The sequence below is a fragment of the Gordonia caeni genome (genome assembly GCF_039537105.1).
Classification (GTDB): domain Bacteria; phylum Actinomycetota; class Actinomycetes; order Mycobacteriales; family Mycobacteriaceae; genus Gordonia; species Gordonia caeni.
Genome location: NZ_BAAAZW010000001.1, coordinates 159,020 through 173,491, shown reverse-complemented (window position 1 = coordinate 173,491; position 14,472 = coordinate 159,020). Strand labels below are relative to the sequence as shown.

The window sequence follows — 14,472 nt, the reverse complement described above, 5'->3', positions numbered from 1 at the left end:
TCTGTTGTGACGGATAACAGTGCCTACGACCTGATCGTGGTCGGTTCCGGCTTTTTCGGCCTGACCGTGGCTGAGCGGGCGGCGACCCAGCTCGGGAAGCGGGTCCTGGTGGTCGAACGCCGCGACCACCTGGGCGGTAACGCCTACTCCGAGGCCGAACCGACCACCGGCATCGAGGTCCACAAGTACGGTGCCCACCTGTTCCACACCTCCAATCAGCGGGTGTGGGACTACGTCAACCAGTTCACCGACTTCACCGGCTACCAGCACCGCGTCTTCTGTATGCATGACGGCCAGGCCTATCAGTTCCCGATGGGGCTGGGGCTGGTCTCCCAGTTCTTCGGCCGCTACTTCACCCCGGACGAGGCACGTGCGCTGATCGCCGAGCAGGCGTCGGAGGTGGACACCCAGAGCGCGGCGAACTTCGAGGAGAAGGCGATCAGCCTGATCGGCCGCCCGCTCTACGAGGCCTTCATCAAGCACTACACGGCCAAGCAGTGGGAGACCGATCCGAAGAACCTGCCGGCGGGCAACATCACCCGGCTGCCGGTGCGCTACAACTTCGACAACCGCTACTTCAGCGACACGTACGAGGGACTGCCGGTCGACGGTTACACGGCGTGGCTGGAGAACATGGCCGCCGACGAGCGCATCGACGTGCGGTTGAACACCGACTGGTTCGAGGTGGCCGACGAACTGCGCGCGGCCAGCCCGGACGCGCCGGTGGTCTACACCGGTCCGCTCGACCGCTACTTCGGGTACTCGGCGGGCCGGCTGGGCTGGCGCACCCTCGACTTCGAGCTCGAGGTGCTGCCGACCGGTGACTTCCAGGGCACCCCGGTGATGAACTACAACGACGCCGACGTCCCCTACACGCGGATCCACGAGTTCCGGCACTTCCACCCCGAGCGCACCGAGTACCCGTCGGACAAGACGGTCATCATGCGCGAGTTCGGCCGGTTCGCCAACGACGACGACGAGCCGTACTACCCGATCAACACCCCGGACGACCGCGACATGCTCGCGGCCTACCGGGACCTCGCCAAGACCGAGACCGCCGAGCGCAAGGTCCTCTTCGGCGGCCGCCTGGGCACCTACCAGTACCTCGACATGCACATGGCCATCGCCAGTGCGCTGACCCTGTTCGACAACACGCTGGCCCCGCACCTGCGTGACGGTGCGCCGCTGGCGAGCCGGACCGACGCGGACTGACGGAGCGGGAGTAGATGAGTTCTTCTGACAGCAAGGCGGTGTCGCTGCTGCAGCGCGTGATCTTCCCGCGCCCGGGCGAGCCTCTGGACGTGCGGTCGCTCTACCTGGTGGAGGCTGAGCGCAACGAGTCCCGGGCGCACGCGCACCATCGCACCGGCGCGCGCTTCGGCGGCGAATCGGAGTTCAGCTTCGCCACCTACTTCAACGCCTTCGCCGCGTCGTACTGGCGCCGCTGGACCGTGCTGAAGTCGGTGGTGCTCCGGATCGAGCTGACCGGCACGGCCCGCGTGGACCTGTACCGCTCCAAGATCGACGGCTCGCGCATCGCCATCGGCGGCGGCCTGGTGGACCTCGGCGGCGACGACGGGCGCGACGGGATCCGCGTCTTCGAGTTCGAAACCGACCTGGGCCCGTTCGAAGACGGCGGCTGGATCTGGTTCGACATCACCACCGAGACCGAGACCGAGATCGTCTCGGCCGGCTGGTACGCCCCGGTGGCGCCGCCGGAGACGGCCGGCTCGCCCAACGTCACGGTGGGTATCCCCACCTTCAACCGGCCCGCCGACGCGGTGGCCGCCCTCGCGGCGCTCACCTCCGACCCGATGGTCGACGCCGTCGTCGACGCGGTGATCATGCCCGACCAGGGCACCCGCAAGGTGGTCGACGAGCCCGGCTACACCGAGGCCGCCGAGGCGCTCGGCGACCGGCTGCACATCTTCGACCAGGGCAACCTGGGCGGTTCCGGCGGCTACTCGCGCATCATGTTCGAGGCGCTGCGGCTCACCGACAGCCCGTACATCCTGTACATGGACGACGACATCATGATCGAGCCCGACTCGATCCTGCGCGCGCTCGCGATGTCCCGGTACGCCAAGACCCCGATGCTGGTCGGCGGGCAGATGCTCAACCTCCAGGACCGCAGCCACCTGCACTGCATGGGCGAGGTGATCGACCGCGGCAAGTTCATGTGGACCGCGGCGCCGTTCGTCGAGTACGACCACGACTTCGCGAAGTACCCGCTCAGCGACCGCGACAACTCCAAGAACCTGCATCGGCGCATCGACGTCGAAGGCAACGGCTGGTGGATGTGCATGATCCCGCGCGTCTGCGCCGAGGAGATCGGTCTCCCGATGCCGCTGTTCATCAAGTGGGACGACTGGGAGTTCGCGTTGCGCGCCGGCCGCGCCGGCTACCCGACGGCGACCGTGCCGGGCATCGCCATCTGGCACATGGCCTGGTCGGACAAGGACGACGCCATCGACTGGCAGGCCTACTTCCATCTGCGGAACCGCCTGGTGGTGGCCTCGCTGTACACCGACGGCCCCATCACCGGGATCCTGCGCTCGCACGCCAAGGCGACCGCCAAGCACCTGCTGTGCCTGGAGTACTCCACCGTAGCCATCCAGAACGAGGCGATCCGCGACTTCCTGGCGGGCCCGATGCACATCCGGGAGATCCTGCCGACGGCGCTGGGCAAGGTGGCCGAGATCCGTCGCGGCTACCCCGACGCCGTGGTGCTGCCCTCGGCGGAGGAACTCCCGCGCACCACCGGCGAAGCGACCCACCTGGGGGTCAACGAGCCCGCGGGTCCGGTGTCCAAGGTCAAGGCGCTCCTCGGCGCCGTGGTGAACAACGCCCGCCCGGCCGATCCCCGCCACCACGAGGTGCCGCAGGCCAACTACCCGCCGATCGAGGCCCGCTGGTACTCGCTCGGACGCGTCGACGGCGTCACCGTGACGACGGCCGACGGCCGCGGGGTGGTGTACCGCCAGCGCGACCGCGGCAAGATGATCGAGCTGGCCCGCGAGTCGGCCCGCCTGCAGCAGGAGTTGCGCGAGCGGTTCGACGAGATGCGCGGCCAGTACCGCGCGGCCCACGAAGAACTGGTGAGCAAGGAGAGCTGGGCGCATGTCTACGGAATCGACTGACCGCACGTCCCTCGCCCCGCCGCGCGGTGAGGAGGCGATCCTGGTGCAGATCCAGTCGGCGTTCGCCGACCGCCCCGTGGTGCTGCCGGCCGCCCGCGGCCTGTCGCACCTGGGTGAGCACGCCCTCGGCTGGATGGGCCTGGCCGCCGCCGGAGCCGTGCTGGCCGCCCGCGAGGGCGACGATCGACGGCGGCGCGACTACGTCGCCGCCGGGGTGGGCGCGTTCGGGGCGCACGCCGCGTCGGTGGTGATCAAGCGGATCGTGCGGCGCAAGCGGCCGCATCACGGGCAGATCGCCGTCGGCGTCTCGACGCCCAGTAAGCTGAGTTTCCCCTCCAGCCACGCCACCTCGACCACCGCCGCGGCGATCCTGCTGGGCCGCGCTGTGGCCTCCGGGGAGCCCGCGGGCTGGCGCCGCCTGGCCCCGGTGCTGATTCCCGCGGCGATCGTTCCGCCTATGCTGGCGTCCCGCCTGGTACTGGGTGTCCATTACCCTTCCGATGTAGCAGCGGGCGCGCTCATCGGCGCGGCCTCCGCCGGCGCCGTCATCGCGGCCGACAAGCTTTACACCGACCGGTTCACGCCGTCGGCCACGACCAAGTGAGGAACAGCTGATGAGTGAGGAGCCGACGAGCACGGTCGCCGGACCGCCGAAGAACCTGGCCACCGGGCTGATCAAGGCCATGCGCCCGCGGCAGTGGGTGAAGAACGTCCTGGTGCTGGCCGCCCCGCTGGCCGCCGGCACCGATGCGCTGACCAACGCCGACAAGATGGGCAACGTCGGCATCGCCTTCGTCGCCTTCTGCCTGGCCGCTTCGTCGATCTACCTCATCAACGACGCGCTCGACGTCGAAGCCGACCGCGCCCACCCGACCAAGCGTTTCCGGCCCATCGCCGCCGGCGTGGTGCCGCGCAACCTGGCCTTCGGGCTCGCGATCGTGCTGATGGCCGGATCCATCGCGGTCGGGTTCGTCGCGAACTGGCAGACCGCGGTCGCCATCGCGGTGTACGTGGGTATCCAGCTGGGCTACTGCTTCGGCCTCAAACACCAGGCCGTGGTGGACATCTGCATCGTCTCCTCGGGCTTCTTGCTGCGCGCGATCGCCGGTGGTGTGGCCGCCGACATCGAGCTGTCGAGCTGGTTCCTGCTGGTGATGGCCTTCGGTTCGCTGTTCATGGCGGCCGGCAAGCGCTACGCGGAACTGCAGCTGGCCGAACGCACCGGCGCCAAGATCCGCAAGTCGCTGGAGTACTACACCACCACGTACCTGCGTTTCGTCTGGACGCTCTCGGCCACCGCCGTGGTGCTCTGCTACGGACTGTGGGCCTTCGACGGCCAGCACGGCCAGAACGTCTGGTACGCGATCTCGATGGTGCCGTTCACCGTGGCGATCCTGCGCTACGCGGTCGACGTCGACGGCGGTTCGGCCGGGGAGCCGGAGGAGATCGCGCTCGGCGACCGCGTCCTGCAGTTCCTGGCCGTGGCGTGGGTCGTGTTCGTGGCGGTCGCCGTCTATGTCTAGACCCGGCGTCGACCTCGGCGAGAAGACCACCGCGGGTTCACGCCTGCGGCGGCTCGGCGAACGACGCCTGCTGGTGCCGGGCCTGAGCTGGCTCATCGGCACCGTCCTGGTCACCGTCTTCTTCGCGATCGGCGCCTGGCAGCGGCGGTGGATCGCCGACGACGGCCTGATCGTCCTGCGCACCATCCGCAACCTGTACGCCGGCAACGGCCCGGTCTTCAACGCCGGTGAGCGGGTGGAGGCCAACACCTCCACCGCCTGGACCTATCTCCTGGCCTTCTGGGGCTGGGTGACCGGCGCGCAACTGGAGTACGTGGCCCTGTGGACCGCCCTGGTGCTGTCCGTGGCGGCGATCCCGATCGCCATGTACGGCGCCGCGCGGCTGTACGGCAAGCGGTTCCTGGGCGCCTCGGCGTCCACCGCCGGCTTCACGCTGCTGCTCCCGCTGGGTTCGGTGATCTACATCGCCGTCCCGCCGGCCCGCGACTTCGCCACGAGTGGCCTGGAGAACGGTCTGGTGATCTTCTGGATCGCCTGCCTGTGGTGTCTGTTCCTGGCCTGGTCCCGCCGCGATCCCGGGCGGACCGATGCCCGGGCCACTGCGGCCTTCCTCTTCCTCTCCTTCTTCGCGGGCCTGGCGCCGCTGATCCGCCCGGAGATCACCGTCCTGGGCGGCCTGGTGCTGCTGGTGCTCTTCTGCGCGCCCATCGGCTGGCGGCTGCGCGTGTCGATGGTGGTGGTCGCGGCGGTGGTTCCGGTGGGCTATCAGATCTTCCGGATGGGTTACTACGCCATCCTGGTGCCCAATCCGGCCATCGCCAAGGACGCCAGCGGCTCCAAGTGGAGTCAGGGCTTCACCTACCTGGGCAACCTGTTCACCCCGTACACGCTGCTGCTGCCGGTGATTCTGGCGATCCTGGTGGCCGTCGTGGTCGTGGCGACGCGCGTGCGCAGCCACGATCCGGCCGAGATCGACCGGCACGCGGCCGCCGCCGACGACATCCCGGACATCCTGGATCCGGTGGACGACGGCCGGCGCGGCGCCGCCGCGCGCTGGGTGGATTTCCAGGCCCGGCTGCAGCAGCCGTCCACCGTAGTGATCACGGTGGTGCTCGCGGGCGCCCTGCTGACGCTGTACTGGCTGCGCCAGGGCGGCGACTTCATGCACGGTCGCGTTCTGCTCGCACCGCTGTTCATCCTGTTGCTGCCGCTGATGGTGGTGCCGGCGACCATCCCGGCCACCGCGCGCACGGTGATCTCCCGGTGGCGCCTGGCCGCGGCCGCCTTCATCATCCTGGTGGTCGGCGGCACGGTCTGGTGGGCCGCGGCGATCTCACAGGAGGTGCTCACCGAGGCGGCGATGGACATCGGTCGCGACGGCATCGTCGACGAGCGCCGGTTCTACGTCGCCAACATGGCCAACGAGAACCCGGTGACCGCGCAGGACTACCTGGACTATCCGCGCATGCGCGCCATGATGGAGACGATCGAAGAGCTGGACGGCAAGGGTGGTCTGATCCTGCCGTCCGGGAACTACGACGAGTGGTACGTGGCCCATCTGCGGCAGAACCTGCCGGACCATCAGAAGGACCGCACCTCGCTGTACTTCCTTAACCTGGGTATGACGGGGATGAACGCCCCGCTGAACGTCCGGGTGATCGATCAGATGGGTCTGGCCTATCCGCTGGCCGCGCACACCGAGCGGCTCGCCGACGGGCGCATCGGGCACGACAAGAACCTGCCGACGGCGTGGGTGGTGGCCGAGTCCGGCGGTGTCACCGGCGGACCGGGACTGCCCGGCTACATCGAGCCGCTGGACGTGCGACGCGCCAACGTCGCGCTCACCTGCCCGGATACGCAGGCGCGGTTCGCCTCCTATAAGGACACCTGGTCGTTCGCGCGCTTCCGGCACAACCTGCGGCAGTCGTTCGAGTTCAACAGCTACCGGATCGTGCGGCAGCCGGAATACGAGATCCTGCGATGCGGCCTGACCCCGGTGCCCGAGCCGCCCCGATGACCGGCGGCCTCGGTGACCTGGGTCACGTCTTGGCAATTGTGGTCTCGAAACGGTAACGTCCTAGCGCAGCTACCCGATGGTATCGGTGAAGAAGGCCTCTGCAAGCGCATGATTGCTGAGACTATTTCAAGTGAAGATGCCACTACCGACACTGTGATCGCGGTCACAGTTTTGGAGCCGTGCGGACTGGGCGGATAAGCTTCCGTCAATCCGGTTACGGGTGTGGCGTGTGTCAAGTCGCGAGACTCCCGGCACGAACGAGACGTCTGTGGGGGGCCTTACAGGTTCCTTACAGCCGAGGAAGTTAAGGAAGAGAGCAGTAATGCGCTTAGCTAAGAGCAAACCGCGGTCCAGCCGGCGGCTGGTAGCGGTTCTGGTCGCCGTGGCGACCACCCTGGGTCTCGTGGGAAGCACGATCGGTGTCGGCGACGCCGACGCGGTCCCGGGGCGCACCTACTGGACCGATTCCTGTGGCATGCCCACCAACGGTGCCTTCGGTAACAAGTCGATGGCTCCCGGCAAGGTGAAGGTCCGCATCTGGTCGCGGCCGGGGAACACTCGCACGGTGATCATGCTCGACGGCATGCGCGCCCAGTACGACCGCAGCGGCTGGGAGATCAACACCAACATCCAGCGTCTCGCTGATCGCGGCGTCAACGTGGTCGAGCCCATCGGCGGCCCGGCCAGCTTCTACACCAACTGGGATGCCCCCTCGAACTTCAACGGCCAGCAGCGCACCTACAAGTGGGGCTGCGTGATCGATCGCCTCGCGGTTAATCTGCGTCACGGCCGCGCCGGCGTTCCGAAGCTGGCGACCAAGGGCGGCAAGTTCGCCATCATGGGTCTGTCGTCCGGCGGTAACGCCGCACTGACCCACGCCGCACAGCGCCGGGACCTGTTCTACGCGGCCGGCTCGCTGTCGGGTTACAACTTCCTGACCGCCCCCGGTATGCGCACCATGCTGCGCGTCGCGATGCTCGACGTCGCCCCGCAGCCGTGGAACATCGACTCGATGTGGGGAGCGCCGTGGAGCCCGCGCTGGCCGCAGAACGACCCGTTCATGCTGATCAACCGGATGCACGGCCTCAAGCTGTACGTCGGCTCGGGCAACGGCTTCTTCGGCAAGTACAACTACCCGCAGAACATGGGCGACGACCTGTTCAAGGGCACCCCGCTGGAGATGCTCGCGCTCACCCAGACCGTCGCCTTCGAGGCCGGTGCCCGCGCTCAGGGTCTGAACCCGATGACCTACTACGCCAACGGCACCCACGCCTGGGGCTACTGGCAGGACATGGTCTGGAACGCTCACCGACGCGGCTTCTTCCGCTGATCTGAGCGACGTGGCTAAGAAACATTAGTCACACAATTCACATGCGCCACAGCGTGGCGCACGGACATCGAGGCGCCCCACGTGTAAGAACACACGTGGGGCGCCTCGCATCGTTGCGTGCGATACGCCCGGGAACCGCCGGTCGGGGACACCGGCACCGCAGGCCAGATGCCTGTGGGCCCGATGGACGCAGTGAAGGAGCATGGACGTGACGGTGTGGAGTGGACGCAAGAGGGCGTCGTCGGAAGGCCGCAGACCGCGGCTGCGGACGGCTGCCGTCGTCACCGCCCTGAGTGCAGCCCTGGTGCTGCCGTTCGCCGGCTCCGCCGGTGCCGACCCGGAGCCGGCTGCGCCGCCCGCCCCCTCGGCCGCGCCGTCGCCGGCGGCCCCGGCCCCGGCGGCTCCAGCACGCGTCACCAAGACCTTCTGGTACGACAGCCACCGCGTCGCGCTCTGGGTGTACTCGCCCGCCATGAAGCAGGAGATCCAGGTGCAGGTGCTGCTGGCCCGCGACTGGTTCGCCAAGCCGCGCGAGAAGTTCCCGCAGCTGTACACCCTGGACGGACTGCGCGCCCAGGACGATCAGAGCGGCTGGATCATCAACACCGACATCGCGCGCTTCTATCAGGACAAGAACGTCAACGTGGTGCTGCCGGTGGGCGGCGAGTCGAGCTTTTACACCGACTGGAAGGAACCCGACCGCGGCAAGAACTACCAGTGGGAGACCTTCCTGATCCGCGAACTCCCGCCGATCCTGCAGGACCAGTGGCGCTCCACCGAGGTGCGCGGCGTCCAGGGGCTGTCGATGGGCGGCTCGGCCGCCATGATGCTCGCGGCCCGCAACCCCGGCTTCTTCAAGTTCGCGGCCTCCTACTCGGGCATTCTGCAGTTCACCTCCTACGGCATGCCGCAGGCCATCCAGTTCGCGCTCCGCGACGGCGGCGGCTACGACTCGATGAAGATGTTCGGTGAGCCCAGTGACCCCGCCTGGGCCGAGCACGATCCGTACCTGCTCGCCGACAAGCTGCGCGGGACGAGCCTCTACATCTCGTCCGGCAACGGCGTGGTGGGCCCGCACGACGACCCCAGCGACATCCCGTTGCTGGCCACCAACTATTCGGGCGTCGGCCTGGAGGTGCTCTCGCGCACCACGAGTCAGCAGTTCGCGACCAAGCTGAACAAGCAGGGCATCCCGGCCCAGGCCGTCTACCGCCCGTCCGGCACGCACACCTGGCCGTACTGGGAGTTCGAGATGAAGCAGGCGTGGCCGCAGGCCGCCAGCGCCCTGGGTCTCTCCGGCGACAAGGTGCAGTGCAAGGTCGGCGAGGCCTTCAAGAAGGCCAAGCAGGTCCGCGGCCTCGGCGGCTGCCTCACCGGGCAGTACACGGTGCCGGGCGGTCACGCCCAGGACTTCCGCAACGGGCGGATCTTCACCGGGCCGAAGGGGCCCAAGGTGGTCGCCGGCGCGATCGGCGGCGCCTACGTCACGGCCTTCGACCGGCTCGGCCTGCCGACCAGTGACGAGCTCACCACCAAGGATCGCAAGGTGAAGTACAACACCTTCGAGCGCGGCAAGATCACCTGGACCCCGTCCCGCGGTGCCCGGGTGGAAACCGGACGGTGATGGTCGATATTGATAATCGGCTGAGTTTCTGCCGTGTTTCTGCAGGTGAATACCGTTTGCGCGGTGGGATAGCCGGATTCGGAAGGTAGCCTCTCAGTCATGACTGGCAAGTACTCCCGTGGCCTCTTCGTGTGCGCCGCCCTCGCCGCCGCCGCTGTCGCCCTGAGTGCCTGCGGGGACTCGTCCACCGCGAGTGCCCCGCTGACCCAGGACGTGACCACCACGTCGATGTCCGGCAGCTCCGCCGCCTCGACGGACCCGTCGGCGGAGGCCGAGGCGTCCAGCCAGGCGGCAGAGGCGGCGTCGAAGGCCACCAGCACCCTGCCCGCCACCAAGCCGGATTCGTCGGCCAAGGTGCCCGGCAACTTCCCCGGCTCCGCGCAGGGGGGACAGGAACTCAGTGACAAGGACAAGAAGTACCTGGCCGCGCTGAAGAAGGACAAAGTGGAGTTCATGGGCGACGACGACAACAACGTCGCGCTCACTTGGGGTCACTACGTGTGCTCGGAGAAGCAGAAGAAGACCGACCCGATGATGATCAAGGTGTACGTGCGCGCCGGGCTCGGTCCGATGAACGACAGTGAGGACCAGGCGGGGGCCAAGGCGGACAAGCTGATCGCCGCCGCCGAGAAGAATCTCTGCTGACAGTGAAACGCCACGCCCGCAAGCTGGCGTTCGGCCTCGGGTTCCTGGCGCTGGTCGCCGTCGTACTGGTGATCGTGCTGGTCTTCCAGTTCCTGCGGCCCACGCCGCCGCCGCCGGGAACCCCGTCGACGCCCCCGTCCACCCCCGCCGACCGCCCCGAAGCGCAGCCGGCGGACTGCCCGGACGTCCTGGTGCTGTCGATTCCCGGGACCTGGGAGTCCAAGGCCGACGACGACCCGTACCGGCCGAGCGCCAATTCGCGCTCGCTGATGCTGCGCGTGACCAAGGCGCTGCAGAGCAAGTTCCCGGACAGCCGCGCCGAGGTCTACACGGTGCCCTACGTCGCCCAGTTCCGTAATCCCACGGTGCTCACCGACAAGCAGCGGGACTACAACGTCTCGCGCGCCCAGGGGAAGCGCCGGGCCGAGGCCAAGCTGACGAAGACCCACGAGCGCTGCCCGCTCACCAGCTACGTGCTGATGGGCTTCTCGCAGGGCGCGGTGATCGCCGGCGACATCGCCGGGGACATCGGCAACGGCCGCGGCCCGATCCCGGAGCAGGACCAGGATCTGGTGCTCGGCGTGGGCCTGATCGCCGACGGGCGTCGCGAATCCGGCCGCCAGCACGACGTGGGGCCGAGCCCGGAGGGCGTCGGTGCCGAGATCACCCTGGCGCCGTTCGGTTCGCTGGTGCCCGGCATCACGATGAGCGGTGCCCGGCCCGGCGGCTTCGGCGAGCTGGAGGATCGCACCTATTCGATCTGCGCCTCCGGGGACCTGATCTGCGATGCCCCGCGCGCGACCAGCCCGCTCACCGCGATCGGCCAGCTGGCCAATGCGGCCAACAATCCGGTCCACGCCATGTACGCGACCAAGAGGTACTGGTCAGACGGCGGAACCACCGCGACGCAATGGATGTACGCGTGGGCGAGCCGACTGATCGAGGACGCGCCGCACCCGCCGCATTCCTGACACTTTGGGGTCAGCTCACCTGCTACGTTAACCTTTTCGTGACCTTGCGCCGTTCCCCCTTTCGGAGGACCCGGCGCATGCCCCGCGAAGACGATGACGATGACGATGAGGAGGCCGCCCGTGAGTTCAGCCCCGGCTGGAAGCCCCGCGACCCACAACGCCGAGGGTCTCCGGAAGTTCCGCTTCGGTGCGGGCGGCGAGGGAAACAAGGACGAGGGCGGCGCGCGCAAGTTCGTCAAGCTCGCGCAGACCGCCGAAGAATACGGCTACGACACCTTCGCCATCCCCGATCACCTGGGCAACCAGGTGGGCCCGCTGGCCGCGCTCGGCGCGCTCACGCAGGCCACCGACAACATCCGGCTGGCCACCTCGGTGCTCGCCAACGGGTTCCGCCATCCGGCGGTGCTGGCCAAAGAGGCCACCACCATCGACGTTCTCTCCAAAGGACGCCTGGAGCTGGGCATCGGCTCGGGCTGGATGAAGGACGAGTTCGACAAGGCGGGGATCGAGTTCGGCACCCCCGGCGAGCGGATCCGCCGGCTCGACGAGGCGCTGACCATCCTCGACGCCCTGATGCGCGGTGAGACCGTCGACTTCGAGGGCGAGTTCTACCGCATCCGGGGCCTGGAAGGCAGCCCGCGCCCCCGCCAGGGCCCGCGGCCGCCGATCGCCGTCGGCGGCGGCGGACCGAAGATGCTGGCGCTGGCCGCCAAGCACGCCGACATCATCTCGGTGGCCACCGGCTCCACCCCCGAGGGCAAGCTCCGCCTGTCGGACATGACGCTGGCGAAGACCAAGGAGCGGGTGGACCGTATCCGGCGGGCCGCGGGCGACCGGTTCGACGAGATCGAACTGAATTGGACCATCGCGACCATCGTCGTCACCGACGACCGCGTGGCCACGGCCGAGATGGCGCTCAAAGCCCTGGATCAGGGGTATCCGCCGAACATCGAGCGCGACGTGGAACTGAGTGTCGACGACATCCTCTCCTCCCCGTATCTTGCGTTCGGAAGCTTCGAGGAGATCGCCGAGCAGATCCGCGAAGTGCGCCGACAGACCACCATGAGTTACGTCGGGGTCTTCCCGACGCAGATGGATGCCTTTGCACCCGTCATCCCGCTGTTGCGGGAGGAGTAGAATCAGCGACGGTTTTGCGTGCCCCCGGGCCGGTGAGGCCCATGGAAAGAGGCGGGGCGAAGACAGGGCGCCGACAACCTGCGGGGGCGGGAGTCAGAGCGCCGACAGTGTGACTGAGACGAAGCCGCGTGTGCGGCACAGGAGTTTGGAATGCTGAAGACCGAGTTCGAGGAGTTTCTCGACGAGGACGGGAACCTGCGGTTCACCGAGGACGCCACCCTCGTCGACTATGTCGAACGCAACGTCCGCGATCAGGCCGACACCCTGGCCTACCGGTTCATCGACTACAGCCGGGAACGCGACGGCGAGGCACAGGACCTCACTTGGGCGCAGTTCGGCAAGCGGCTCCGCGCCGTGGCCGCCCGCCTCCAGCAGGTGACCAAGCCCGGCGACCGCGTCGCGATCCTCGCGCCGCAGTCCCTCGAGTACGTGATCGGCTTCTTCGCCGCCCTGTACGCCAGCAACATCGCCGTGCCGCTGTTCAGCCCGGACGAGCCCGGTCACACCGACCGGCTGCACGCGGTGCTGGCCGACTGCCGCCCCACCGCGATCCTCACCTCCACCAAGTCGGCCGAGGCGGTCCGCGACTTCTTCTCCGACCGCCCGGCCAAGGAGCGTCCGCGCGTCATCGCCGTCGACGCCGTCCCGGACTCGGTCGGTTCCACCTGGGTGGCCCCGGTGGCCGGCAAGGACCACAACCGCGACACCGTCGCCTACCTGCAGTACACCTCCGGTTCCACCCGCGTGCCGGCCGGCGTCGAGATCACCTACGAGGCCGTCGCCGCCAACTGCCTGCAGATCTACGACTGCATCGAGATCGACCGCAACTCGCGCGGCGTCACCTGGCTGCCGATGTTCCACGACATGGGTCTGTTGACGGTGATCCTGCCGGCGCTCGGCGGCAAGTACATCACCATCATGAGTCCGGCCGCGTTCGTCCGCCGGCCGGGCCGCTGGATCCGCGAGCTGGCCGCCGCCGACGATCGGGCGCCCACCTACGCGGCCGCCCCGAACTTCGCCTACGAGCACGCCGCGGTCCGCGGCCTGCCGCGTGACGGTGAGGAACTGGACCTGTCGAACGTGATCGGCCTGATCAACGGCTCCGAGCCGGTCACCGTCAGCTCGATGCGCAAGTTCAACGAGGCCTTCGAGCCCTACGGACTGTCGCCGAAGGCGATCAAACCCTGCTACGGCATGGCCGAGGCCACCCTCTTCGTCTCCGCCACCCAGCGCGACAACGAGGCCCTGATCAGCTACGTCGACCGCGAGAAGCTGAACGCCGGCGAGTTCGTGCCGGTGTCCGAGGACGCCGAAGGCGCCATCGCGCAGGTGTCCTGCGGCCAGGTCGCCCTGAGCCAGTGGGCCTGCATCGTCGACTCGGACACCGCCACCGAGATGCCCGACGGCCGCGTCGGCGAGATCTGGCTGCACGGTCTCAACATCGGCAAGGGCTACTGGAACAAGGACTCCGAGACCGAGGAGACCTTCCACAACGTGATCGAGCACCCGCTGGCCGAGGGCAGCCACTCCGCGGGCGCCCCGGCCGACGCGCGGTGGATGCGCACCGGCGACTACGGCGTCATCTACGACGGCGAGCTCTACATCACCGGCCGCGTCAAGGACCTGGTGATCGTCGACGGCCGCAACCACTACCCGCAGGACCTGGAGTACAGCGCGCAGGAGGCCAGCCCCAATCTGCGGCCGGGCTTCGTCGCCGCCTTCGCGGTGCCGGCCAACCAGCTGCCCGCCGAGGTCTTCGAGGGCGGTTTCTCCGGTCTCACCTTCGACGCCGAGGATGCCTCCGAGCAGCTCGTGATCGTCGCCGAGCGGGGTCCGGGCCGCAAGGCCGATCCGAACGAGATCGCCGACGCCGTGCGCGCGGCGATCGCCGGCCGGCACGGCGTCATGGTGCGCGACCTGCTCCTGGTGCCCGCGGGCTCCATTCCGCGGACCTCGAGCGGCAAGATCGCCCGGCGCGCCACCAAGGCCGCATACATCGACGGCACCCTCCGGGGCGGCTATCAGCAGACGGCCTTCCCGGATGCCGGCGAATAAGCACCGATGACCTCCGCGCCGACGGCCCGG

General features: G+C 68.4%; 11 protein-coding genes. All 11 read left to right on the top strand.

Annotated features, from left to right (window positions below; translation table 11 throughout):
* Positions 1-6: 6 nt before the first annotated feature.
* The 11 genes from glf to fadD32 all read left to right on the top strand — a co-directional run bounded on the left by glf (position 7) and on the right by fadD32 (position 14,442).
* Positions 7-1,212, top strand: a complete 1,206-nt coding sequence (glf, locus tag ABD732_RS00820; protein WP_344779603.1) for a UDP-galactopyranose mutase — start codon at positions 7-9, stop codon at positions 1,210-1,212.
* A 14-nt stretch (positions 1,213-1,226) separates the two neighbouring features.
* Positions 1,227-3,140 (top strand): glycosyltransferase, encoded by a 1,914-nt coding sequence (locus ABD732_RS00815; protein ID WP_344779601.1) that lies wholly within the window; start codon positions 1,227-1,229, stop codon positions 3,138-3,140.
* Complete coding sequence (locus ABD732_RS00810) at positions 3,121-3,744, top strand: phosphatase PAP2 family protein (RefSeq protein ID WP_344779599.1); 624 nt, start codon at positions 3,121-3,123, stop codon at positions 3,742-3,744. Before ABD732_RS00815 ends, ABD732_RS00810 begins: the two co-directional genes overlap by 20 nt.
* 10 nt (positions 3,745-3,754) lie before the next feature.
* Positions 3,755-4,663 (top strand): decaprenyl-phosphate phosphoribosyltransferase, encoded by a 909-nt coding sequence (locus ABD732_RS00805; RefSeq protein WP_344779597.1) that lies wholly within the window; start codon positions 3,755-3,757, stop codon positions 4,661-4,663.
* Positions 4,656-6,680: an arabinofuranosyltransferase AftB family protein gene (locus ABD732_RS00800; RefSeq protein ID WP_344779595.1), complete on the top strand. Its 2,025-nt coding sequence runs from the start codon at positions 4,656-4,658 to the stop codon at positions 6,678-6,680. The genes ABD732_RS00805 and ABD732_RS00800 overlap by 8 nt, the downstream gene beginning before the upstream one ends.
* A 322-nt stretch (positions 6,681-7,002) precedes the next feature.
* Complete coding sequence (locus ABD732_RS00795; protein ID WP_344779593.1) at positions 7,003-8,010, top strand: alpha/beta hydrolase; 1,008 nt, start codon at positions 7,003-7,005, stop codon at positions 8,008-8,010.
* A gap of 208 nt (positions 8,011-8,218) precedes the next feature.
* Positions 8,219-9,634 carry an alpha/beta hydrolase-fold protein gene (locus ABD732_RS00790; RefSeq protein WP_425552956.1) on the top strand — a complete coding sequence of 472 codons (1,416 nt, stop codon included), beginning with the start codon at positions 8,219-8,221 and terminating at the stop codon, positions 9,632-9,634.
* A gap of 99 nt (positions 9,635-9,733) precedes the next feature.
* Positions 9,734-10,279, top strand: a complete 546-nt coding sequence (locus ABD732_RS00785; protein WP_344779591.1) for a hypothetical protein — start codon at positions 9,734-9,736, stop codon at positions 10,277-10,279.
* A gap of 2 nt (positions 10,280-10,281) precedes the next feature.
* Positions 10,282-11,250, top strand: coding sequence for a cutinase family protein (locus tag ABD732_RS00780; protein ID WP_344779589.1), 969 nt, complete (start codon positions 10,282-10,284; stop codon positions 11,248-11,250).
* Between the two features lie 120 nt (positions 11,251-11,370).
* Positions 11,371-12,387 carry an LLM class F420-dependent oxidoreductase gene (locus ABD732_RS00775; RefSeq protein ID WP_344779587.1) on the top strand — a complete coding sequence of 339 codons (1,017 nt, stop codon included), beginning with the start codon at positions 11,371-11,373 and terminating at the stop codon, positions 12,385-12,387.
* Between the two features lie 150 nt (positions 12,388-12,537).
* Positions 12,538-14,442 carry a long-chain-fatty-acid--AMP ligase FadD32 gene (gene fadD32, locus ABD732_RS00770; RefSeq protein WP_344779585.1) on the top strand — a complete coding sequence of 635 codons (1,905 nt, stop codon included), beginning with the start codon at positions 12,538-12,540 and terminating at the stop codon, positions 14,440-14,442.
* The last annotated feature ends 30 nt before the right edge of the window (positions 14,443-14,472 follow it).

Excerpts from the sequence above, each read along its gene's own strand:
- ABD732_RS00795 (WP_344779593.1), top strand. The coding sequence starts at position 7,003 with ATGCGCTTAGCTAAGAGCAAACCGCGGTCCAGCCGGCGGCTGGTAGCG.
- ABD732_RS00810 (WP_344779599.1), top strand. The coding sequence starts at position 3,121 with ATGTCTACGGAATCGACTGACCGCACGTCCCTCGCCCCGCCGCGCGGT.
- ABD732_RS00800 (WP_344779595.1), top strand. The coding sequence starts at position 4,656 with ATGTCTAGACCCGGCGTCGACCTCGGCGAGAAGACCACCGCGGGTTCA.
- ABD732_RS00805 (WP_344779597.1), top strand. The coding sequence starts at position 3,755 with ATGAGTGAGGAGCCGACGAGCACGGTCGCCGGACCGCCGAAGAACCTG.
- ABD732_RS00785 (WP_344779591.1), top strand. The coding sequence starts at position 9,734 with ATGACTGGCAAGTACTCCCGTGGCCTCTTCGTGTGCGCCGCCCTCGCC.
- fadD32 (WP_344779585.1), top strand. The coding sequence starts at position 12,538 with ATGCTGAAGACCGAGTTCGAGGAGTTTCTCGACGAGGACGGGAACCTG.
- ABD732_RS00815 (WP_344779601.1), top strand. The coding sequence starts at position 1,227 with ATGAGTTCTTCTGACAGCAAGGCGGTGTCGCTGCTGCAGCGCGTGATC.